This window comes from Pseudomonas sp. GW821-FHT09E12, assembly GCF_059416085.1.
The window spans coordinates 572875-595322 of the sequence record NZ_JBWKOM010000001.1; the positions used below are offsets into that span (position 1 = coordinate 572875).

At 52.0% G+C, this 22448-nt stretch carries 20 protein-coding genes; 5 read left to right on the plus strand and 15 right to left on the minus strand.

Annotated elements, in window-relative coordinates; all coding sequences use genetic code 11:
- Window positions 1-18 precede the first annotated feature (18 nt).
- The 15 genes from AC07PQ_RS02600 to AC07PQ_RS02670 all read right to left on the minus strand — a co-directional run bounded on the left by AC07PQ_RS02600 (window position 19) and on the right by AC07PQ_RS02670 (window position 19402).
- Complete coding sequence (locus AC07PQ_RS02600; protein WP_493184529.1) at window positions 19-2136, minus strand: ATP-binding protein; 2118 nt, start codon at window positions 2134-2136, stop codon at window positions 19-21.
- A gap of 169 nt (window positions 2137-2305) precedes the next feature.
- Complete coding sequence (locus AC07PQ_RS02605) at window positions 2306-4267, minus strand: contractile injection system tape measure protein (RefSeq protein ID WP_493184528.1); 1962 nt, start codon at window positions 4265-4267, stop codon at window positions 2306-2308.
- Between the two features lie 19 nt (window positions 4268-4286).
- Window positions 4287-5624 carry a hypothetical protein gene (locus AC07PQ_RS02610; protein ID WP_493184527.1) on the minus strand — a complete coding sequence of 446 codons (1338 nt, stop codon included), beginning with the start codon at window positions 5622-5624 and terminating at the stop codon, window positions 4287-4289.
- Window positions 5625-5764: 140 nt separating this feature from the next.
- A complete protein-coding gene (locus AC07PQ_RS02615) occupies window positions 5765-8563 on the minus strand; it encodes a baseplate wedge protein (RefSeq protein ID WP_493184526.1) in 2799 nt (932 codons plus the stop codon).
- Window positions 8564-8571: 8 nt separating this feature from the next.
- Window positions 8572-11283 (minus strand): baseplate J/gp47 family protein, encoded by a 2712-nt coding sequence (locus AC07PQ_RS02620; RefSeq protein ID WP_493184525.1) that lies wholly within the window; start codon window positions 11281-11283, stop codon window positions 8572-8574.
- 13 nt (window positions 11284-11296) lie between these two features.
- Window positions 11297-11713 (minus strand): contractile injection system spike tip protein, encoded by a 417-nt coding sequence (locus AC07PQ_RS02625; protein ID WP_087092654.1) that lies wholly within the window; start codon window positions 11711-11713, stop codon window positions 11297-11299.
- Entirely contained in the window at window positions 11710-12129 is a 420-nt protein-coding gene (locus tag AC07PQ_RS02630; RefSeq protein WP_493184524.1) for a GPW/gp25 family protein, read from the minus strand. Before AC07PQ_RS02630 ends, AC07PQ_RS02625 begins: the two co-directional genes overlap by 4 nt.
- Window positions 12130-12171: 42 nt before the next feature.
- Entirely contained in the window at window positions 12172-13755 is a 1584-nt protein-coding gene (locus tag AC07PQ_RS02635) for a phage baseplate assembly protein V (RefSeq protein ID WP_493184523.1), read from the minus strand.
- Window positions 13752-14426: a CIS tube protein gene (locus tag AC07PQ_RS02640; protein ID WP_493184522.1), complete on the minus strand. Its 675-nt coding sequence runs from the start codon at window positions 14424-14426 to the stop codon at window positions 13752-13754. The genes AC07PQ_RS02635 and AC07PQ_RS02640 overlap by 4 nt, the downstream gene beginning before the upstream one ends.
- Window positions 14426-14602 carry a DUF5908 family protein gene (locus AC07PQ_RS02645; protein WP_156376432.1) on the minus strand — a complete coding sequence of 59 codons (177 nt, stop codon included), beginning with the start codon at window positions 14600-14602 and terminating at the stop codon, window positions 14426-14428. Before AC07PQ_RS02645 ends, AC07PQ_RS02640 begins: the two co-directional genes overlap by 1 nt.
- Complete coding sequence (locus AC07PQ_RS02650; RefSeq protein WP_087092650.1) at window positions 14599-15069, minus strand: phage tail protein; 471 nt, start codon at window positions 15067-15069, stop codon at window positions 14599-14601. The genes AC07PQ_RS02645 and AC07PQ_RS02650 overlap by 4 nt, the downstream gene beginning before the upstream one ends.
- Window positions 15069-16319, minus strand: a complete 1251-nt coding sequence (locus AC07PQ_RS02655) for a phage tail sheath family protein (RefSeq protein WP_493184521.1) — start codon at window positions 16317-16319, stop codon at window positions 15069-15071. Before AC07PQ_RS02655 ends, AC07PQ_RS02650 begins: the two co-directional genes overlap by 1 nt.
- A 69-nt stretch (window positions 16320-16388) precedes the next feature.
- Entirely contained in the window at window positions 16389-17768 is a 1380-nt protein-coding gene (locus tag AC07PQ_RS02660; RefSeq protein ID WP_493184520.1) for a phage tail sheath family protein, read from the minus strand.
- A 57-nt stretch (window positions 17769-17825) separates the two neighbouring features.
- The gene (locus AC07PQ_RS02665) at window positions 17826-18881 is read right to left on the minus strand and encodes a phage tail sheath family protein (protein WP_493184519.1); all 1056 of its coding nucleotides are present in this window, start codon (window positions 18879-18881) and stop codon (window positions 17826-17828) included.
- 71 nt (window positions 18882-18952) lie between these two features.
- Window positions 18953-19402: a phage tail protein gene (locus AC07PQ_RS02670; protein ID WP_087092646.1), complete on the minus strand. Its 450-nt coding sequence runs from the start codon at window positions 19400-19402 to the stop codon at window positions 18953-18955.
- 304 nt (window positions 19403-19706) lie between these two features.
- On the opposite strand from AC07PQ_RS02670, the gene AC07PQ_RS02675 reads away from it, so the two are divergent.
- The 5 genes from AC07PQ_RS02675 to lysC all read left to right on the plus strand — a co-directional run bounded on the left by AC07PQ_RS02675 (window position 19707) and on the right by lysC (window position 21898).
- Complete coding sequence (locus tag AC07PQ_RS02675) at window positions 19707-20333, plus strand: winged helix-turn-helix domain-containing protein (protein WP_493184518.1); 627 nt, start codon at window positions 19707-19709, stop codon at window positions 20331-20333.
- A gap of 234 nt (window positions 20334-20567) precedes the next feature.
- A complete protein-coding gene (locus AC07PQ_RS02680) occupies window positions 20568-20885 on the plus strand; it encodes a phage holin family protein (RefSeq protein WP_493184517.1) in 318 nt (105 codons plus the stop codon).
- A gap of 5 nt (window positions 20886-20890) precedes the next feature.
- The gene (locus AC07PQ_RS02685) at window positions 20891-21358 is read left to right on the plus strand and encodes a lysozyme (RefSeq protein ID WP_493184516.1); all 468 of its coding nucleotides are present in this window, start codon (window positions 20891-20893) and stop codon (window positions 21356-21358) included.
- On the plus strand, window positions 21355-21756 hold the full coding sequence (locus AC07PQ_RS02690; RefSeq protein WP_493184515.1) for a DUF2570 family protein: 402 nt from the start codon (window positions 21355-21357) through the stop codon (window positions 21754-21756). The genes AC07PQ_RS02685 and AC07PQ_RS02690 overlap by 4 nt, the downstream gene beginning before the upstream one ends.
- Window positions 21650-21898: an Rz1-like lysis system protein LysC gene (lysC, locus tag AC07PQ_RS02695; RefSeq protein ID WP_493184514.1), complete on the plus strand. Its 249-nt coding sequence runs from the start codon at window positions 21650-21652 to the stop codon at window positions 21896-21898. Before AC07PQ_RS02690 ends, lysC begins: the two co-directional genes overlap by 107 nt.
- Window positions 21899-22448: the final 550 nt, after the last annotated feature.

A 22448-nucleotide genomic window follows, 5' to 3' on the forward strand; every position in this document is an offset into this window, starting at 1 on the left:
AGATAAACGAAATTCAAATTAACGGGATAGGACAAGCCGGCCGATCTTTCCGAGCTCACGCTGTAAAGCTCGCTCGATATGGTGCATCGCAACATGCGGGGACTGTTCTTCTGCCGCCAGCCAACTGGCCAGCATGGCCGCATTACGGATATTGGCGCCGGTGATTTCTGCCCTTTGGGCCAGGGAAGTGAAGTCGACATCTTCGGCCACTGGTGTTTCTGCCGGCCAGATAGCCCGCCACATCCGCTCACGCAGGGTTTGATCCGGAAAAGTAAAACGCAGAATGAACGTCAAACGCCGGCTGAAGGCATCATCCAGATGGCTACGGTTGTTGGTGGCCAACACCACCAGGCCTGGATAACTTTCCAGCCGTTGCAACAGATAAGAGACTTCAATATTGGCATGGCGATCCTTGGCATCCTTGGTTTCACTGCGTTTGCCAAAGAGCGCATCGGCTTCGTCAAAAAACAGCACCCCGGCATCGGCCTCGGCACAGTCGAAGATGCGCGACAGGTTCTTCTCGGTCTCGCCGATGTATTTATTCATGACCGTGGAAAGATCGACCTTGATCAGGTCAACGCCCAGCGCCCCGGCCAAGACTTCCGCCACCATGGTTTTGCCAGTACCGGAATCGCCATGGAACAGCGCGCTGATGCCGGTGCCGTAGCCGACCTTGCGACCAAACCCCTGCCCCAATACCTGTTCCCGCTGGCGAATCGCCGCCAGTACTTCATTAAGGTGCTGGTGCAAATCGTCGCTGATGATCAGGTCATCGAAACCGCGTACCGGGGTAATACGTTGCGCCAGGTTGCCAAAGTCCTGTTGCGACCGCAGCCCAAAGGCATGGTAGAGATCAGTATTGGACAGCAATGCATTCCCCCCCCGTTGCTGGCAGTAGGCTTGCGCTTCATGCAGCACCGACACCAGGGTCTCGGAAGAGGGATGGAAACGTTTTACCAGCCCTGCAACATCGATATCCGGCTGTTGCGGGATGCCCTCCAACCGGCTGGCCAACAAGGCAACCTGATCGGCGAACGCCGGCATGGGCATGGCGATCACCAGCTGCGCCATCCCTTCCAGCCACATCAGTGAGGCGTGGGGTGCGGTCAGGCAAAAGATCGGCAGCTCAGACTGGCTCAGCGCCTGGCCCAGCCATGCCATCAACCGTGGATGTGCTGCACTGAAATCCGCCAGCGAACGCAGCAACAGGCACCCTGCCTGCAACCGCGTTTCGCGCAACGCCACGCTGAGCACGCTCTGGGCTGTTTCATCGTCTTCCGGCAATTGCGCCAGATCCAGCGCCAGTACCGCTTTCCCGACGCTGGCAGCCGCACGGGCGATGGCCATTGCCCGCCCGCTGCCCGGGCGCCCCTGCAACTGCACCAGGGTTTTCACCTTGGCGCCTGCATCCGCGCAATAAGGGGCCAGCCGTTGAGTCAAGGGCGCAAGCAGGTCGGCCAAGGCAGAAGGGGTCAGCCAACTGGCACAGGAGCGCAGCTCACTGGGAAAAGCCGAATGGCCGATCAACCAGCTGTAAATCTCGGTCGCCGGGTGCAGCAGGGCATTACCCCAATGCTCGCCACTGCGCTGGGTGAATGTGAGCAGGCAATTTTTCAGCAAGCGGGCCTGCGGTAGCAGGCTCGCTAGCTGCGCAGTCTTCTCGACAACGCCCGGGCAGAGGATGTTCAAGGCGAAATCCACTGTCAGGGATTTTTTCTGGTTGCTCTCCTGCATATAAGCAAACAGCAGCGAGTAGCGACTATCAAACAGCGGCAACAAACAGAGCAACAACACGTCCCGTTCGAAATCGGTCAAACCGAAACGGTTGACCAATTGGCCCAGGCGACTGCGTGGATCAATAGCTTCAGCCGAAAGTTGCTGATCGCTCTGCTCCAGCGCCCAGAACGGAATCCCCATCCGTTGTGTGTTCAGGTGTTCCAATTCCTCCGGGGAAAGTGCCAGCCCCTGGAGTGCTTCTTCGGGCTCGGCAAAGCGTTGCTGCAGGGTGTGCAACTGCTGTTGTACCAATACATCCAGCCGCTCGAATTGGGCCAAGAGTAGATGCAAATCTTCATCCTGGGATAATTCAGGCGCCAGCTCGTCACAAAGACGCAGCGCATTATGCTGTTTCGGCATGCTGACTCTTCTCTATTGATCATTGAAATATCACCGGGCACAAGTAACCGGCATGGCTAAGCAGACTGATAAGACAGTCAAGGCTTGCAACTAAACAGGCTTATCTATTCAGCACTGAACCTGGGTTCTGCACTTATAAGTAGCAATACCGTTTACTGCGCTTTCTAATTCAACTAACCGTCGGTAACCACTTCACCTGCAGAGGCTGTTCCATCCAGGGGAACCGGATAAAGTCCATGGCCCACGGCAGTTGCGACAGTAGAAAGTCGCTGGCATCCGTCTCTACCGACAGTTGCCAGCCCGAGCGGGTTTGCAGCAGTTGCCCGGGGCGCTGCAGAAACAGGCTGCGCAGATCATTGGCCTGGCACCGTTGCAAACCGGGTAACTGCGCGGGAATCGCCGCCAGCCAGTCCTGCAACTGCTCCCTCACCTCAGGGGCTGGCGTCGACCAGGGCACCAGTGGTGATTCCAATGGCAACCCACAGAGCAACTTACTCAATGGGGTGCGCCATTCCGCCATGGCTTCGTCCCCCCAAATCAACCCATCCAGCCAGCACACTGCCTCCAACTGGGCCTGCGGGCTGTTGAATTGCTGTTCCTCGAGCAGGCCCAACTGGCGCCATAGCCCGGGCAGTAGTGGCCATAGCAGTACCAGGCCAGCGTTGGAGACCGATAGCGGTTCCTGCTCTAATAATGAGGCGTTAAAACGCTCTGGCAGCTGAGTTGGATTTCTCCCCATTACCGGTGTTCCTGTGTACTGACGCCCCCCTCTCTGCCAATCGCTCACTTCCTTTTGGATGTGCTGTTTGGCGTTCTCCGCTTGCAATGGAGATCTGCTCAGTTGTCCGATATCTGCTGGGAGCCGGCGATCCTTCTCCGGCCACTCTGGTACTGCAGCTTGGTGTTCCCGTTTACCTTTCCCAGCCTGCAATTGAGATCCGCTCAACTGTACGATTTCCATTGCGGATGACTGATGATCCTCTTCCGACCGCTCTGGCTCTGTCGCTTGGGATTCCCGTTTACCTTTCCCAGCCTGCAATTGAGATCCGCTCAGCTGTACGATTTCCATTGCGGGTGACTGATGATCCTCTTCCGACCGCTCTGGCTCTGTCGCTTGGGATTCCCGTTTGGCCACCTCGCTTTGTGGCGCCATTTCCTCCATCTGTTGTTGCACACGGATAAAGTCAGGTTTGGATAACCCCGACGCTAATAGTTGCCGCACCACAGGTTGCTGCCAGAACAGCTGCAACCAAGGTAGTGACGCTACAGGTAGTGGCAGATTGCCGAACAATACCAACAACCAGGGCGCCAGCTCAGTCAACAAACTGCTGTCCAGAACCAGCGAGGAAGGTGCCGGTAAAGCCTCTATCGGCGATTGCCGACAAGCCCAAAGGCTACTGAGCAGCAGGCAAAGCTCTAATGCGGGTTTCCCTGCCGGTGGTATCAGCTCCGGTTTATCATTCAATAATAAACGGCAAACGGCCTGCAAGTTCACAGTACTAAAGGTTTGCAACAACCTCTGACGTGGAACTATCTGCAAACAGTACCGGGCAAGAATCTGTCGTTGCTCGGTCGATGAGTTTGCCAGATACAACTGTAGCCAGTTATCCGCACCATCAGACATATCCCACTCAAACAGCAACGTCTGATGCAGGGGGGGCAAATGCCCCCATTGCAGATAATGGAACAGGGGCATCAATCCTATGTCGCTCTGAGCAACTCCCTGCTTATTAGTGAGAGTAGGTTTTGAAGAGTGTTGCGGCGAGCCCAAATTCCCCTGAAGGGTACTGCCACCATAATGTATGGGAGCAGTAATACCTTGTTTGAAAGATAGTGGAGCCCTAGGAACAGTGGGTGCCATTACCAAGAACGTGTTGAGTTGAGCTTCTAACTTCGTCAGTAACCGCTGCATTAATAGCTCCTCGAACTGCGCCATCGGAACCCCCCCCACATCAATGACTAGCCGCTCAATAGTCAGCACACTACCGGCTGATATAAGCGACCTATTAAACAGCCTAGACAATCCTTCTAACAGATAAAAATTAAATAGATCGCTACAACGCTGTTGAACAGCAGGAGCTACCATACCAGGAACTTCAAGAATGAATTCCATCCTATTTATAACATTCATGGCACGCACAGGACAAAACTTACAACTTCATTATGTAAGAAATATCAAACGGAAAATTATAACTTCCACCATCTATCTCGTTATAGGTACGGTCAGTAACTCTCCCATTGCCTTTAAGTGTGTTCGAACCTCTCAAAACACACCCAAAAAGATTTGGAGTTCCATTTTTGCCATCACAAAGCGCCCACCCATCAGGCAGTGTTTCACTCCAAAGTGGTACTATCGTACCTTTGGGAATAATTAAATCAGCAAGCTCTTTAATGAACGTTTTATCTGTGAGACAAACAGCCACCCCACTTTCGCTCACCGTAATGCCAGGACCAGCTTTTACGGAAATAGCACTACCAACCCGCATAGGACAGACCAACCCACCATTCGGGTCCACATTAATATCTATATGTGGAGTATCTGGAGAAAACGTCCAGCCTGCTCCTTGGGCGACGGCCAACCCATCACCATCAATCACAAGACCAGCCTTGTTTTTAACTTTGACCCGCACCCCATCGCCATCAACATTAATAGCACCGTTTACAGCAGGCTTGACAGTGAGATGGTCGCCATCAATTACTACCCCATCTTTTACTCGTACATATAGAGCATCGTTGCTATCTGTCGTCAGCCCATCTCCTGGATGCGCTTGCAATGCCCCATCAGCTATCCGCAATCCACGACCATAATTAACCGCAACACCACTGCCATCAACCTTGATACCGCTATTAGCGAAAGTTTTGAGCTTCAAGCCATCGGAGCTCACATCCAATCCGCCATCGGTTTTAGCATTAACAGTGAGATGATCATCGTCAATTTTCACCCCATCTTTTACGTTTACACATAAATTTCTATCGTCGCCATCTGTCGTCAACCCCTTTCCTGGATGCGCTTCCAATGCCCCATTAGTTATCCGCAATCCACGACCATATTTGACCGCAACACCATCGGCATCAACCTGAATACCAAGGCCAACCTTGACAGAGAGTTGGCTCCCGACTTCTCTTGCACAAAGAACGCCTCCCTTCTCATCAACAAGGATGTCAACATCTCCATTTGGTGCAAACCCCCAACCAGCCCCTTGCTTTAAACTGAGCTTCCCGTCAACAAATGTAAAACCATTATCATTAGCCTTGACCTCTAACTTCCCCTCATCAGTCATCGCGATACCATGGCCAGGCTCATTATTTGACTGATCTGCACTCAAACCCACTGCCTTGCGGCCGACATCGGCAATCTCGATCAGGTTTTTAAAGTCCACCTCCAACGGAATCGACTGCTCTTTAAACTTGTTGGTGAGGTCCGCTACTTTTGGCCCAACGGCCTCGATACTTGCCGTTTGCACAGTGGGGGTCTTTTCTTTAGCCATGACACTACTCCAGTTATTTAGCTTACTAAAAGCATGACAAGGTCATCACGCCGAAACAAAAATCCGGCATAAGCACTTGCAGAAAAAATTAACGACAACAGCCACGAAATAACACTGAAAAATAAAAACTAATAAATCACTCAATTATTAATTTCATTTTTCGGTAGGTAGAACAGCTCATTTCCAGAGATGTAATCTGGGTTCCAATCAGGTTCTGTTGCAGCCTGTTGTTGAGTGGCTGTGGCAATGCGCATATGCCCGAGACCATCCACGGCACTCGGCGTTCGCCCCAGGGTCAGTTGCTTTAACAGTTGGTAGGAGCGGTCACCCAAGGGCGCTCCATTGTTTTGCCACCCCTGGTAGGCCACTCCGAACTGGGCAAAGGCGCTGTCATCCAGCCAATGCACCAATGCGGATACATGGCAGGGGATTTCATCCTGAATACATTTTCTGATCCAGGCCTCTGTGGCGCTGGCGTCCTTGACGCCCGCTAGAAGACTGCGCGGAAATACCAGGCTGACCATAAAGGAGAAGCGGTCACTGATGGTTTTACCCTGGTGATCGATATACCAGCGGTAATGCCCCGTTTCCTCAGGAAGCGTGCTACCTTCTTTGGCTCTAATGACAAAGCTGCCATTAATCCAGTCTCTCGATACTACTTGCGCATAGATAATAGTTTTATCATCCCCCTCCAGCTGTGAAGAGTCCGGAGAGGTATGGTGACAAATGGCAATCTGATCATCCTGCTGCAACATCACCGGATAAGGCGCATCATGTGTCGCCACAATGCGCTTTTCACCTTCGTTAAGCAGTTTTGGATCAGCGTCATAATGCAGTGGATACCACATATCCTGCAGCCAGACATTGCTGTTTCTCCAGCGCAACTTATTGGCTTTCATTGCCTCTGAAAGCTTATCGAGGTTGCGTGATAGCTGTTCATTGTCCTGAGAATCTAAGTACAACATAACAGTTAAACCAGTACCATAGTCAATATGCGTCACCAAGACATTTGGGAGAATGTAATCATTTACGGCCCCACCACCATCTTTAATAATCAACTCAATCAGCATCCCAGCAGAAAAAACTTCAGAAAGCGATGTTCCACATACATATAGAATAGTTCCAGGTCTGTTCCCATCAAAATTTTCTGGCACCTGCTCAACATTGTAGTGTTCATTCGGCATCACCGGCAATAATGCTCGATGCTCTACCAGATAAAATGGTAGCTTATCCAACGCTGGCTTCTGATCAAAAAGCTTACTACCAACTCCAATACGGGCAGCAATACGTTTTTGTAATGCCGAAACTTCCTGAATCTGGATATTGCTACGCTGATATCCCAGATCGGCATGCTGACGCAAATATCCACGCTGCACTTTCAAAAAATCGGAAAATGGCCTAGAAAGAATGCGCGGCGCACGCTGGCTGCCAAAATAGCCGAGGAGGTAGTCAATAGTTGCCAACTCTTTATTGTCATCTTGCTTGCAGTTTTCCAACAGCGATAACAATTTTGGTTTATAGGCTTGATGAACCTTATCGGACAAACCTTCTGCAGCAAATGGCCATTGAGCACCCCATACAGGGGTGGACTGGGAACGATCAAATGCCAGTAGATCCGGCAGTAATGCCAATTGCTGGCAACCATTGGCCAAGGCTTGCTCAAATGGCAAGAGAAACTGATGCAGCTGTTTCTGTGTATCTTCAGGTGAAGGCTGCTGCAATCCATAACACGGCGGCAAGCGCTTGCTGAGCGAGTGGAGTTCACTCGGCTTGCGGTTGCGGCCATAGGGCATTACCACGTCTTTTTCGCTGATCAGCGGTGCAGCTGTGATGTATTTCTCAATACCGGCGCGATCACCAACACAACGCTGACCTTTCTTATAGAGATAAGCAAAGCCCTGGTCGCTCTCAAGAGAATGAACTGGATCACTCCCCCACAACTGCAGGTACTTATTGGGCTCGATCGACACATGCCAATTGCCTGGTTCATTGTCATGTCCCAAGCTATCAATACTTTTCACACCTTCAATGGATAACCAGATATTTACCAGCGGACTAAGGTCTACTTCAATCGACTGAGTGTAATTACGCTCTGGTGGCAATTGAGTAATCCAACCGTGCCGTAGCTGCGGCCCCTGATAGATCGCCTCATTTCCAACGCCTTGTGTCGCCAACTCGGACGCGGTGGCACGCGAAGCCATCGGGCTGAGGTAGGCTTCAGTCCGCATATACAGCTCTGCCAGCACCCGGTCATAATCGGTACAGTCGTCCTCAAGTTCCAGGTATGAGATCAGTTCAACCACTTGCGGCTCGACCCAGGTGGTTTCACGCACCGCTTCACACAGATTGCGATTAACCTGCAGAAATGCATCGAGGGCAGTCTGTGCCTTGGCCTTATCGGCACCACGGGCCAACTCAACGTAGAGATGATAATTACCCTTCAGGGTCAATTGCGTCGGCTTGGCATTACTGGCTGGCCGAGCAAAGGTGAACTCCCGCTTATCGGGATCGGGGTCATACCAGTACTGATACTGCTCCGCTTCACTTTCAGGGGTCAGTTGCACATTGCGAAAATAGAAGCCGACTGGCGTTTCTCCATCGGGGCTGTGCAGATCCAACAGCGCACGGCGGTAGTCATCCACCGTAACGGGCCCACAGGTCAGCACCCGATGTGGCCCGAATGACGCAGGGAAGATCCCGTCCCCGGAAGACGTGTCCGCAGGGGTCAACAAGTCCACCAGCGGCAAGGTGTGACGATAGGCCAGGTCGGAAACGCCATAGGACAGGTCCTGTAGCAGGGTCACACCTGGGTCCTGTTCGCCCTTATCGGTCCACACCTGCCCGGAATACTGCTCGATCGCCTCCATCCCCTGCTCCAGCAGGCTATCGAAGTGGATAAGGCTTTTGACCTCGTCAGGTAACATGCTGTTATTGCTCATAATAATCCTTAGCGATGATTGTCATCTGGCAGAGTCAGGACCAGTACTTGGGTATCGGCACTGACCAGCGAAGCGGCTTGGCCATCGAGGGTCAGGCTATGCACACACTCGACCATGGGTAATTGCTGGATAAACGCCACCATGGCGTAGTAATCCAGCGCGGTGCCCACGATGGCGCTGCTCTGCCCATCCCATCCCCAGGGCATGTACTCGTGCTCCAGTGCCTGCCTCAGCTGGCGCTGGGCAAAGTCCTGGTTGGTGCCCGGCATGAACGTCACCTTGTAGGTCACTGGCACTTCCCTGTAGTCAGGGTTGAGCACGCTGATATCGACCCAGGGGCTGCTCAGCCCTTGCAGGTACACCTTCATCGCGGCCAAACGGGCCGGGGCGAATTTCGGGCGCAAGGCATCGCTGTTGTCCTGTTCGCCATTGGCGGGAATCACGATCAGCTGCTGCGTACAACGGGCAGGCAAGCTGGACAATTGCTCGGACAGCGGAATATGCACATAGCCGATTTCGGGATAGCGATCTTTGAGCAGCGCCGCCATATCGGACCAGGTCTGCGCCCGGCCGCGGTGGACCAGTTGCCGTGCTGCCCGTGGCAAAAACTGCGCATCCGACTCGGGCGCCCGGCCGCCTTGTGATGGCCAGGGTTGGGTAACCTGGGCCAGCCCATTGAGCTTTTGTACGGGCTGGCGAACAGTGCCCGCTGGCAGCGGCTGGATGAAATGGCTGTTATCCAGCGACTCGCCGTTGATCAAGGTCGCCGTCACCGCATTGGCCAGCAGCCCTTGTAAACGCGGATAAGTCGAAATGGAGGCATCGGCCCCGCAGGCTTGAGCGGGGGGAGTCAGCACCGCGCGGACCCAGTAACGCCCCGCCGGCATCTGTACACCCTGCGCGGCATCGTCCGGTAAAGGAGCCGACCACAGGCCCGAGGCGAACAAACCGCCAGTGCCATCAATCACCTGCGCTTCCAGAGATTGCCAGGTGTTGTTTTGATCGAGGTACTGCCACTTCAGATCCTGGGACTGCGGGCTTTGCAGTTGCCAATGCAGGTTCAGTTGCTGGCCGGGTTCGATATCGCTGAAGCCCAGATACAGTTGGGGGTTTACATCATCGGCCGCTGTAGTGCTTTCCGGCTGTTCTGCGGCATAACCAAAGGGGGTTAGCAGGTATTGCTCTTTAATCACCCCATCAGTTCCGGTGTAACTGATGTCGAAAGATTTAATCTGCGGAGTATAGGGTGGATTCAAATCTGTTTTTGTCGGCAGGCGTTTCCAATATTGCTGGTGCAAAAAATCATGACCGCTTAGTTCCAGACGCAAGTAGCATTGCCACTCTTGTGGATCGACACTTGCCATGGATGAGCCAGCAAGGCTCTTCACTTTAAGTTTGATAGGTTCAGCAACTGGAGTGCCGTCGCCAGAAAACAATTTAGTACTGCGACTTTTTTGTGCATCCTCATCAATATAAGGTGAGGTCACCTTGAACACTGTATTGTCGGCAACAGGACTTTCGCCATCGTTGACATAGCCCATGTACCACTCTTTAAATGACTTCTCCGGTAAATCCAGCCATTCAGGTGTCAGGGTAATCGTCAGTTCCTGCGGCTTATTGCACCAGTCCGCGGCCACCAGGTTAAATCCGTTCCCCATTACCGGGCTATGGCCGAACGGATAACTGGTACCGGAGAGTTTTTCCACTCCCGCATCGCTGCTGTACATCACCTGAGTGAGGCCGGATACGGCCACTGCAAGCGCTGTCACTTCAGGCACGGGCTTGCCATCGATTCGGCTCAACTTCAGCAACGGCATGGCCGAGGTAAAACCATCCAGCCCGCCAGGAGGGGTGATCGCGCCCTGCGTAGCCGACAGTTTCAGGCTGAGGGACTTGTCGTCCCCTCCCTTATCGATAGCCAGCGCCAGCCACTGCCCGGCACTGCTGACACCCGCGGTAATGGCCTTGATATCGTCATCCGTCACTGCCGTTTTCAACACCACAGTGATGGTGCGGTCCCCGCCAGACATGGCCAACAACTCGGACCCCACGACCCGTCCTGTCACCACTGGCTGGTCCTCGGCGTCAGTACGGTTGAACAAACGGACACCAGACTCTGGCCACGCGATTTTATTGGTCTGGTCAAACAGGACTCGGGATACCCGCTGACCGGCGGCGCCCGGCTGGCACCAACGCAAGTCGCTCCACTGCCCCTGATTGGCCAGCAATGGGTTATCCAGCGCGTACTGCACGGGGTTACCCTGGCTGTCTTGCCCACCCTCCATCAGGGTTCCGGCCGGCAGCAGGCATTCATGGACCCCTTTTTCCAGTTGACAGGCCAATGCCACCTGATCAGGAACCATTGCCCGTGGTTTCAGCCCCAGCAGGCCACGGTAGTAAAGCTGGCGGTGCATCGCTGGAAGGCGATTCAAGAGCGCCTTGGGGGTTTCCAGCAAGCGATAAAACGCCAGCAGTAGCGCCTGTTGCGGCGCGAGCGAACCGTCGGCCAGCTCGGGTTGACGATAAATCGCAGCCAACCGTTGCGCGTTGGCTGGTGCCAGGAAAATCTTGTCCCAACTGCTGTTCTCAGCCAATGGAATCAGTTGGCTATAGCCTTGAAGGAATTGCAGCAGACCTTCGACGGTTCGGTCATCCAGGGCAAATCCGTTATCTGACGATGCATCGGCTTTGCTCTGATGAAAGGTACTTAAATCAAACATGCTAATTTTTCCCTTACCCTGCGGTAGCAAATGATTGTTTAGGGATAAAACGTCCTTTCCCCATACTCGGCGCAGGCACGTCCGGCACACCACTGGCGCTATTGATTGCCGGTTGTGTTGGGGTAAAACGGGCAATGAATTGTTGCCCCTTCAACAGCAATGCCGCGCCGCTGGTACAACGAGGTGCCTGCTGATCACTGCCCAGCGCAGCGATCGTCAGCAACCCCATGCCGGGGCTATAGCCGGGAATCTGATATTGCGCGGGGATCTGGACCTTTTTTTCATCCCCTACCACGCACATTTTCTGTTGGTTGATACTGGCCAGGCCGGAGCCACTGATGATTGCAGGGCCAACTGGCGTAACCTGGCGATTACCGAACATTGGATCAAACTGCAGTTGATCGCCATTGACAATAATAGTGTCGCTCATAGCACCCTCACGCCCTGGCCATCAGCGATATCCAATTGCCCTTTAAACTGCTGAACGATATCGCTGCCGCGCAAACGGTAAGTTACCTGCACCTGCAACAAACTTGGGTTTTGCCGGTTCTGAGCAACTTGCACATTATCGACAGCCGCCCGCGGCTCATAATGCAACAGCGCATCGGCAATACTGGTTTTTACCTGCGCCAATAACTCTTCGCGGATATTGGAGAACATATAGGTTTGCAGATCACAGCCGTAGTCAGAGCGCATAATCCGCTCCCCCGGCTGGGTACTGAAAAGAATGTGCAAGCTCTGATGCACAGCCTCTTGGCCTTCTGCCATTCGTACGCCATCTTGCATGGTAAAACGGGGGGGAAATGCCCAGCCACGCCCATACACTTGCGTGAGGTTATTGTTCATCTTCGCCTCTGATAATAGTTTGCCAACCACTCTGGGAGCCGGTTAGTTGGTTAAATCCACTTTGGCACCCTTGACCTGTACACCACTGTTGCCTTCGGCCTTTACTTGCTGTTTGGCATTCAGTGTCAGGTTCTGCGCTGACAGCGCGATATCCTGCTCACTGGCCAGTTGCATACCTTGATGCAGGGTCAAGGTGTCTTTATGCACTTGTAGAGTGGCGTTGCCTTTCTGACGATCGAACATCAAGAGTTGCTTATTATCGCCCTGGCCAAACACCAACCCTTTTTGACTGTTTTCCGCGCTAGGTGGAAACGGGGGGAGATTCTTCGGGTTGTGCATGGCTCCGAGAATCACCGGATAACAGGGGTCATCGGCAAAGAATCCGACAACCACCTCATCCCCTGCTTCCGGGTACAAACACAAGCCACTCTCTTGACTGGCATAAGGCGTGGCAAACCGCGCCCAGAGTGGTTTTTCGTTTTGCATCAATGCGGGGATCTTGACCCGTAGCCGGTTGAGCTTGCCTGGGTCTTCCTGATAGCTATCCACCACACCAACCAGCACACCCGCGGCTTTGGGGACCACTCCCGCATCGACATCCTGCAAGAGCGGCTGACCGATCAGCAGCGTGGTGCGCCAGCGCTCTTTGCTGATCTGGTGCTGTACCCCGGTAATTAACGCCGAACCATCAAAAGAGCCGCCGAACCCCGATAGCGCCAAGGTTTGGCCCAACTGGTACTTAGTGTCTCCCTCTACGGTGAAACGCCCTTGAATACCCGCTGCCTGCTGTGCCAACCAGCGAGCGTTGGCCAATGCGCCCTGCTCTTCAGTTGTCAGCGGTTGACTCTTGGCCAACGACCAGGTGCTGCTGTTCAGCGCGGCCAGGTTTCCAGAATCGAATGCATCACGCCCGATCGACAGCGAAGTCGGTGTAGCAGTGCGAGACATCGCCTGTCCCGACAGATCCCAGGCGCAGACGGCCAGTTGCTTGGGTTGCTCCTGGCAGGAAAACTGCCACTCGGCGTCCTCGATACCCGGGCCTTTTTTGCCATTTTTGTAGAGCGTGTGGTCTGCTTGCCCGGCTAATGCAGGCTTCATTACATTGACGCTATCCAGCTCAGGTACCAGCCAAACCCGGTTAGCCCGCAGACGTGCCGTCATAAATTGCCAGTCGGAACACGCAAACTGCACCATCTGCTGGTGAGTGGCGTCGACGCCCTCCAGCTTTTTGATAGTGATGCCTTGCCCTGAACACAACTCGCGCAGAATGGCGTCTTCTTTGGCATCCATAAAAACCTGGCTGCGCAAAGAAGCGGTCAGGCGCTGTAGTGGATGCTTAATGGTCAGCGTTAGTTCTGAACTGCCTTTTTGCAGTCGCATTGATTGCTGCACCAGAATACCGCTGAACAAGGTTGAGCCCTTGTGGGTAGCAATACGAAACTCACTGCCCGGCTTACACAGCGCTACTTCCGTTTCTGCTTTAGCCAGTGCGTTATCCGCAACACTCAATACCAGCCGGGCACTTGGAATATGGTTGACCTCTGTATGAATCTCCACCCAGGTAGGTGCTAGTACCGATAACTGTTTCCCGCTTGCCCACAGCGTGAAATCCTTAAGCGAACTCATGATGCCCCACCCCGGTTCACCACTAATGTTCCCCCAGGTTGAGTATCATCCAGATTATCCAGCCCATTGGTCACCGCCAAAGCCAGATAGTCCACCGCACTGGCAGCGGCAATCAGCGCCAATGGGCTGACATCCGGCACAGTGACTATGCTCATGTCTGCCTTGGAAGAATCAAAAGACAGCGACTGCGCCTCAAGGCTTTTATCCGCTCTCAACGATAGTGTTGCTTTGGCCCGCAGTGGCGTGGCATCACGATCAAACAAGGTGTAACCCAAGACTAAATTGGCCATACGCCCGGCAAAATAACCGTTGCCATTCCAACTCATCTTGCCCCATCTAACCTGCAAAAACCGCGGCGCATTATTTTTGCTGTCTACATCGCAACAGAGCGCGCGCAAGTTAGCCAGTTGGCTGTCCAGCGAAACATTATTTCCCGGTAACCGGGCATCAAACAGCAGTTCCAGATTCAAGCCCCCCGGACGAGCCTTATGGTATTTGCTGACCTCTGCATCACGGTTAAGGAATGAATCTTCGGTAAAGTCAGTGTGATAACTCAATTGAATACTGGCGGGGTTATACATCGCCTTGATTTCCCCGACCTTGCTTTTCATCTCCCTGTCGCTGAAAGCAGTGATGGTGAGTTTTGCCAGCCCGACATCCAAGAGTCCCATTAGCGACTCCCCCGCTCACTGCGCAGTTTTTCCAGCACCGCTCGAGTGATTTCCGCAACCAATCGAGCCCGTTCCGGGTGCCCCAACTGGGGCAAGGTTGCTACCAGGGGAGCGGTGGTGTGTTCGGGCGAAGTCACCCGAGCCTGAATTACCAGTTCTCTGATTTCGATGGTCATGCTTTTACTCCCAGCCAATGCATATCCCGATAACGCAGCTCCAGGGTATTGAGCAAAATACTGTTGCTGTTAGCGTCCAGGTTACTGGTGCTCCATTTCACGGGTAGCGCTTTACTGATCGTCCAGCTGCATACCGGCAAGGACAGGTGATTCATCAACATCACGACAACGTTGCAATAACTCACCGAGGCACCACTGAGCACCGAATCGAAATTCAAGGTCAGTGGCGTCACCGCCATCACCCCTCGCTGTAGCACTAACGAGCCGTGCTGGATGTTCTCCGGCAAGTACAGGTTTCCACTATTGTCCCCCCCTTCACGATAAGCACTGACATTCAACTCTCGGCTCAAGCCGGAAATCTGTTGAAAATAAATATCCACTGGACTGGGTACAATACCGCCAAAGAAAAAGGTCGCCATAAAACGGTGAGAGACTGAAGGTTCGAACAACTCGGAAACTATACTCATCAGAACACCCCTTTATTCAATGCCAATGTCCCTTGATCACTATTACTCTCATTGGTAGTGAACTGCAGATCCAGCTCAATAAACTCAGCAGGCGAGAGCAGCGCCAGGGAAACACGCATGATCAAGCGACCCGCATTGACATCCTCACGAGTCATGGTTTCATCCAGGCCCAAGGCTAATTTGAACGCTTCACTTTCCTGCTGACCATAGAGTGCGCCTTGTTGCCATAGCTCACGTAGCCAGGTCGTTGCCTGCCCTTTAAGTTTCAACCAAGTGATTTCATTGTTGGGCTCAAACACTACAAAACGTGCAATATCGCTTAGTGTGGACTCAATATAAGAAACCAATCGCCGGCGCTGAATGTAAACCCACGGAACACGCGCACCGGTATTCGCATTACACAAGGTACGAGATCCCCAAACCCGCACGCCACGGCCCGCAAAGCTACGAATCACATTCAGCGATGTACCTGAACGATCAAACAGCGATAAGCCGTCCTGATAGGCCTGAGTAGGTTTGACCACTTCGTTCAGTGCCGCATTAGCGGGCGCAGTCCAGATACCTTGTTCGCAATCGGTCTTCTGGAACACCGCTGCAACTGCCGCAGAAGGTGGAACACTGATCCGCTGCTTATCCTCTGCAACATATGAGGTCGCCAATCGAGGCCAATAGGCCGCGCCGGACATGCACTGACCAGAGTCCCATTTGGCACTGGTATCGAGGCACTTTTTCGCCTCGATGACGCTCTCAGGAGCATCCAATACAGCAAATAGACCGCGACGGCGTTGACAGATCTGCAGCAGAGCCTGCCAAGCGCTTGACCAATTAGCTGCTACTGATGTGCCTTCACCCAACAACTGCAGATCTGGCATTGCCACCAGGGTAATTCTCGACTCCGCAACAATCAGTTGCATTACCGCATCAGCCTTTAAAGCAGTCAGCAGTTGTTCGGGAGTCAGGCTGTCAATCGCACTATAAATACCGAGACATAAAACAAAACAGGGGCCACCACCATTATCAAAATAGTGTTGCAATGCATAATACAAAGCCCCTTTAACCGCTGTACCGCTACGCTTATCCGCCCCGCCCAGTTGTCGCTGGTAATCCGCCCAGTTAGAAATGAAATAAAGCGTATTAGCCGTACCTTTCTCGCAATACCCGATAAACACCGGTACTGCCGTGGGTACGTCCGATTGCGTCTGACCAAATGGCGTGTCAGAAAACTGAATACCTGGGAAACTCATCTCCATCACAATCACACCTCATACATTGTGGGAAATAGCACCCGCAGGTGCTATTTCATGTCACAGAGATAAACTTTATTGCCCAACGTTCTGGGTGAATTGCAGAATAATGAATTCTGCCGGGCGCACCGCGGCCATACCGACTTTGACAATCATCTTGCCTTGTTTGATATCGTCATCGGTCATCGTCAGGCCTTTACCAACCTGAACAAAGTAAGCTTCGCTGGCTTTACTGCCAGACAACGCTCCTTGTTGCCACAGGCCATACAGATAATGGTCAATCGCGCTACGTACGGTTTCCCAGGTTGGTTGGCTGTTCGGCTCAAACACCGCAAGCTGCATGGCGCGCTTGATGTCGCGTTCAACACTGTTGAACAGACGACGTACAGGGACGTAACGCCAGGCATCTGTTTTATCCAGAGTACGGGCGCCCCAGATCAGCGTGCCTTTGCCGGTAAAATTACGGATGGCATTAATACCCTTGTTATTCATGGAGCCCTGATCAGCATCAGTGACCACAGTTACCGGCGTTGCGTTGTTGAGCGCCACATTGGCGGGCGCTTTCCATACACCTCGGCTGGCATCTGTTCCGGCATAGGCACCGGCGACAGCCGCACTCGGAGGCAATTTGACGATTGTCGGTACGCTGGCTGCCGTCCACGCTGTATCAACTGCAACTTTCGCAAGCGCATATTCATCAGCTGAAGCGGATTGCAGTGCAGCCAGGTTTGTAACTTTAGTGTCCGTATAGCCAGTCAAGACAATATTGGCGTCTGCCGGGCGACTGCAAGTAAAGGAAGTCAGCAAGTCAGGGTAATAGACGGCTGTCTTTTCTGCTTTCGTTGAAGGGGCATCACTACCATTGGTGCTGTCAGCAATCAGGAAGTAATCCACTTTGTTCTGCAACAGGTCATTCAGGGCGTTATAAACTTCCTGTTTTTTGCATGTTACCAAGGTTTTATCCGTTTCCGGACAGACCAGCAACGTAATCTCTTGTTGTTGTTCGATTAGACTTGGCAGGGTTGCCAGCTCCTCTTTTACTTTAGCCTCATCAGACTCAACCAGCGGCAACACGTAACATACGCCACCACCATTATTGAAGTAGTGCTGCACTGCAAAAGCACCGTTAGAAATTGACGTAACGACAGCCGTGTAGGTATTTTTTACGTCCGCCCGCAATGGCGCATCAGCCTTATTCAAGGCTGGCTCGCCCTCTTTAAGAGCTGGCGGAGTTTTGGCCGTAGCCGTTACTGAGATTGTCGGTGACAGCAAAAATTGCGAGGTAAAATCCAACCAACTGGTGATTTTAATGCAACTTCCCTTCGCTGGCTGACTACCGTCTTTCTTGAGGAACTTACCAATAAAAACCGGAATGGCCGTTGGGCTGTTGCTGATCGACAACGACAGCGAAGCGTCTTCCTCGATGTAAACACCGGGCGCGGCATAAGAAGGCATACTTGTATCCTAAATTAATTTATATACTTAGCGGCCTTGGCAAGCCGCTATTGCTTATCAGGCTTCGCCGACCGATTGGCTGAACTGCAGGACAATAAACTCTGCCGGGCGCACTGCCGCCAAGCCGATTTTGATGATCATCTTGCCTTGCTTGATATCATCATCGGTCATGGTGACACCTTCGCCAATCTGAATGAAGTAAGCCTCATCCTGTTTGGTTCCCGCCAGGCCACCTTGTTGCCAGAGGCTATAAAGATAATTATTGATGGCGCTGCGCACCCGTTCCCAGGTGGGCTGGCTATTAGGTTCAAACATAGCAAAGCTCATGGCATTTTTAATATCTCGCTCCACGCTGTTAAACAGCCGGCGAACCGGGATATAACGCCATTTTTCAGAGTCCTCGAGGGTACGCGCCCCCCATACCGTGGTGCCGGTATTAGGAAACTCGCGGATCATATTGATGGCTTTACCGGTGTTATAGGTGGCCTGCAGGTCATCGGTCACTTTATACTTTGGTTTGACACCGCCTTGCAGCACAACATTGGCTGGAGCTTTCCATACGCCACGGCTGCGGTCGATTGAACAGTAAATACCGGCAATGGCGGCACTGGGTGGAATGGGAGTAGCAGGGTCAGTCGCCCAATCGGCAGTCAACCAAGGGTAATAAACGGCAGCATAGGGGGTTTTATCATAATTATCCCGAGACGCGTCATCGGATTTTAGTTCATCAATTGGGCCGTCCAGGATGGCAAACAAGCCTTTACCTTCCTGACATAGCTGAGCAACTTCCGTTTTGATATCCAAACCAGCGGCCACCAACACTGTAGCTTCACTCAACTTCGGTACTTCTTGCAAAAGTTCATCTTTATATACAAGGTAGCACCTCCCGCCGCCATTATCAAAATAGCTTTTTAGGGATACATGGAGAGTATGTTTTGGACTAAAAGCTCCAACGCACGTAATAAAATCTAACCACGAGTCTAGCTTTTTAGCTCCTTTCAACGTATTAAGTTCACAGGCAAATACCGGCACAGCCGTTGCACCGCTCGATACCGACAGTGACAGCTCAGCACTTTCTTCAACATAAACACCTGGATAATTTACATCTGTCATTACATCATCCTTTCAAGAGTCACCTAAACTTAAGTGCCAGGTAACACCTGACACCCTGAAGCCCTGCTTAATCAGTGAAACTCAACGGTCACCCGATCAGCCTTCAGGCTCATTTCCTGCACCGCAACTTCGTTACTGCTCGCGTCGAAGCTAGGGGCCGTGAGCTTGTCCGGGAAGGCATTGGAAATATTCCAGGTGATCAGCAGATTCGAGCCTGTTTCGTCGGTCAAGCTGATAGAAATATCTTTCTTCTCGACTTGATTAAGAGAGATGGAATTAATCCAGTCATAGAGTTTGGATTGTCCCTTGAACACACCTCGTTTCAGGGTAATGGTCGGTCGCTGACGCTGACCCGGCATTTGCAGCCAGTTACCGCCCCCATCGCGGTACTCAATAGTGTCATGGCTGATATCCAGACCCGATACGCTCTGGAAACACATCTTTTCATCACCCACACTGACAGCGAAGCGATAGGTTGGAATAGGGTACTGAACAGCAATTTGATCGGTGGTTGTGGACATCGTACTTCCTTTAGAGAGTTGAGTATTTTTACAACGAACAAGACAGTTACCCCTGCCTCTTGAGACAAACAGTGTCCCCTCCCCACGAAAAACAAAAGTGACAAATCAATAATTATAATTAGTTCGCAGCTCGAAAGATCAGAAAACAAAAATAATCAACATTACATAATAAAAACCATTACTTGAACTCGACAATTCTCTTGCATTACTGCGAGAATCATATAAATTTTCAATGAGTCCAGGCTATCCAAGCCAGACCTACTCATGGCGGATGTATAAACACTAAACAGAGAGGGATTATGTAATGTTAAGACTGACAAAAAATGTTTCTTTAGACAGCAACTTAAACAAAATTTCCAACGGCGAAAACGTCTTTCCGATTACAGAGAAAGAAAAACAACTGCTACTAGCGCTATGGGAGCATGCACAAGAAGGAAACGTATTGAGCCGTGAACAGCTGATTCAGCTAGTCTGGCCTGAACGTAAAAACGGTGTCGAGGAAAGCAACCTGTTGCAGCTGGTCTGTAAACTACGCCGGACATTGCGCTACTGCGAGCTGGGTGAAGCTATACATACCGTATACCGCCAAGGTTATCGCTTCATTTTGCCCAAAGAGAAAGAGGTGGAGCAGATCAAGACAGATGATAGTTCGTCCGAAGAGAGTGAATTACCCCTTCCCTCGCGCGCACATGAAAAGCCATCCAAATGGTATTCCATCCGGCGAGTTGCAATTTTTATCACACTGAGTTTCTGCGCTATATATGCTTACCGATTATTCGTATCTGTCACAGAAGCGCCCCTTCTTGTTGATCTACAACAGCTTCCTGTCGATGGCGTTGAGAGTGTTTACGTAACCAGAACAATAAATGGATATGACTTATGTTTTAAAAACGAAAAGAACACCGATGAACATATGACTATCAGCTTCTAGTGTTATGGGTGCCTGCCAAGAAAGACCATATTGATATTGAGTAAACTATGCTACACGTGTGGGGCCTCCAAGTTCGCCCCACGTAAATGGAGCATAGTTGATTCACTACAGTGCAAGCATCCACACTCGCACCACTTAGAAACCACCAAACTAATAATTATATATAATATATACATTGCCATTAAGCACATACCACCTCTACATTTTTCAGGTCAACAACATAGAGGTGACAAAATGCTTTCCATACTTAATGATATTAGCATTGTCTGTGCCGGGTTATTTGCCATTTCCATTTGGAGTGGCATTGTGGCCTATATCATTCATATCCGAGAAACCCATGAGAAAGCGTCATGGGTTCTGCTTGTTTCGCAAATCTTTGTCTCCTGCTTTACAGGGGTTCTGGGTGGGCTATTGGCATTGGATAACAATCTATCCATCCCCATTACCTTCAGCATTGCTGGAATCTCCGGCACCTTGGGTATCGCCCTGTTAAAAGCCCTGCAGAAAAAGCTGCTGTCCCTTATTCAACGTTATACGCCAAGGGAGTCATAAGCCTCATGACTTACACACTATCCAAACGCGGGCTGTCTGCCATCAAAACCTCTGAAGGTTGTAAGCTCAGTGCTTACCAAGACGGTGCCGGGATCTGGACCATTGGTTATGGAACGACAGGAAAGGTAGATGGAGAACCTATCAGCCGTGGCATGACCATTGATGAGGAGTGCGCAGAGCGCTTATTGAAAACTTCATTGCAGACTTTTGAAAAGGATGTCAATCGACTGGTAAAGCTCATTGGGCTAACCCAGAATCAGTATGATGCCCTGGTTTCCTTGATCTATAACATCGGCTGCACCAACTTCAGCCAATCAACCCTGTTGAGGGAGCTGAATAAAGGGAATGTCATGCAGGCCGCGGAACAATTTTTAGCCTGGTGCAAGCTGACCGATGCAAAGACTCGACAGAAAATCACCTCTGCCGGCCTACTTAACCGCCGACGCCTCGAACGTGAGTTGTTTTTGTCATGAGCTGGCTACTGCGCAACTGGTCCTGCGCCCTGCTGGGCGCGGGTGCCATTGTCATCGGAGGGCTATGGCTGCAGTTACGCTGCATGCAGGCAGATGCTCGTACGCTGCAACAAGAGAATCGTTACCTGACCGAACAACGTGATGAAGCCCAAGCACAACTCGCACAGCAGGTAAAAACCATGCGTTTTTTTGATCAAATTACTCAGGCTACGGAAGATGCCAAGCAACAACGCCAACAACAGAGTGAACACGTACAAACCATTATCAAAACCGTGCTGGTTAAAGAAGCCAGTGCTCGGGAGCCTGTTCCTGCTGCTGTTGTTGAGCGGTTGCGCCAGCACGCCGAACGCATTCGCTCCTCCTCCCCCAGTTCCGCTGCCCGCCAGCCTACTGGTTGAATGCTACGGGCCTGCAATCCCCGCAACCATGACCTACGGCGATAGCCTGATACTCAATGAACAACTGCTCGATGCGCTGGAGCGCTGCAACCATCAGATACGAGGAATCAGGCGGTTAGAAGCCTATCGTTCATCCCTTTGAACAAGCCGGTTCTGCTCTAGGGAGCGTAACGAGGCTGCTCTATCTGAAGCTAATTAACATCTACAAGTAACAGTGCGATGGATCTGGGTGTGCCTGGAAAGGCTTCGAGTGCCTGGTCGAGCCGCACTATCCGAAACCAATTGCCCAGTATGCAGCGGCCTGCGAACCCGACTAGGCCGCCCTGCCAAATATGTTTTTAATGGTTTGGCGAACTGGCGCTTTCGTGAGCGCAGCGCCGCCATTATTTTCACGCCGCTCCCCCCCCAAAAAGCACTCGGTGCCCAGAGCATTTTGAGCTCGGCCGTCATCCAATAGACCGTCCCCAACGATTGGTTGTCCTCCAGGAAGGCCTGCAGGCGAAGTAGTCGCTCCGTTTATCCTCAGGCTGCGGATTGCGCAACGCCAGCCAGCGCGCGTGCTTGCATAACAGTGCCCCCGGTCAAGGGCGCGCTCATCCATGATTGAACGTTTGGGACGCGCCTGTAAGGCTGTCCGCGATGCCCGTTTTTCAAGTTGACGAATCGTCTCCCAAGGCAGGCCAGACCTCCGA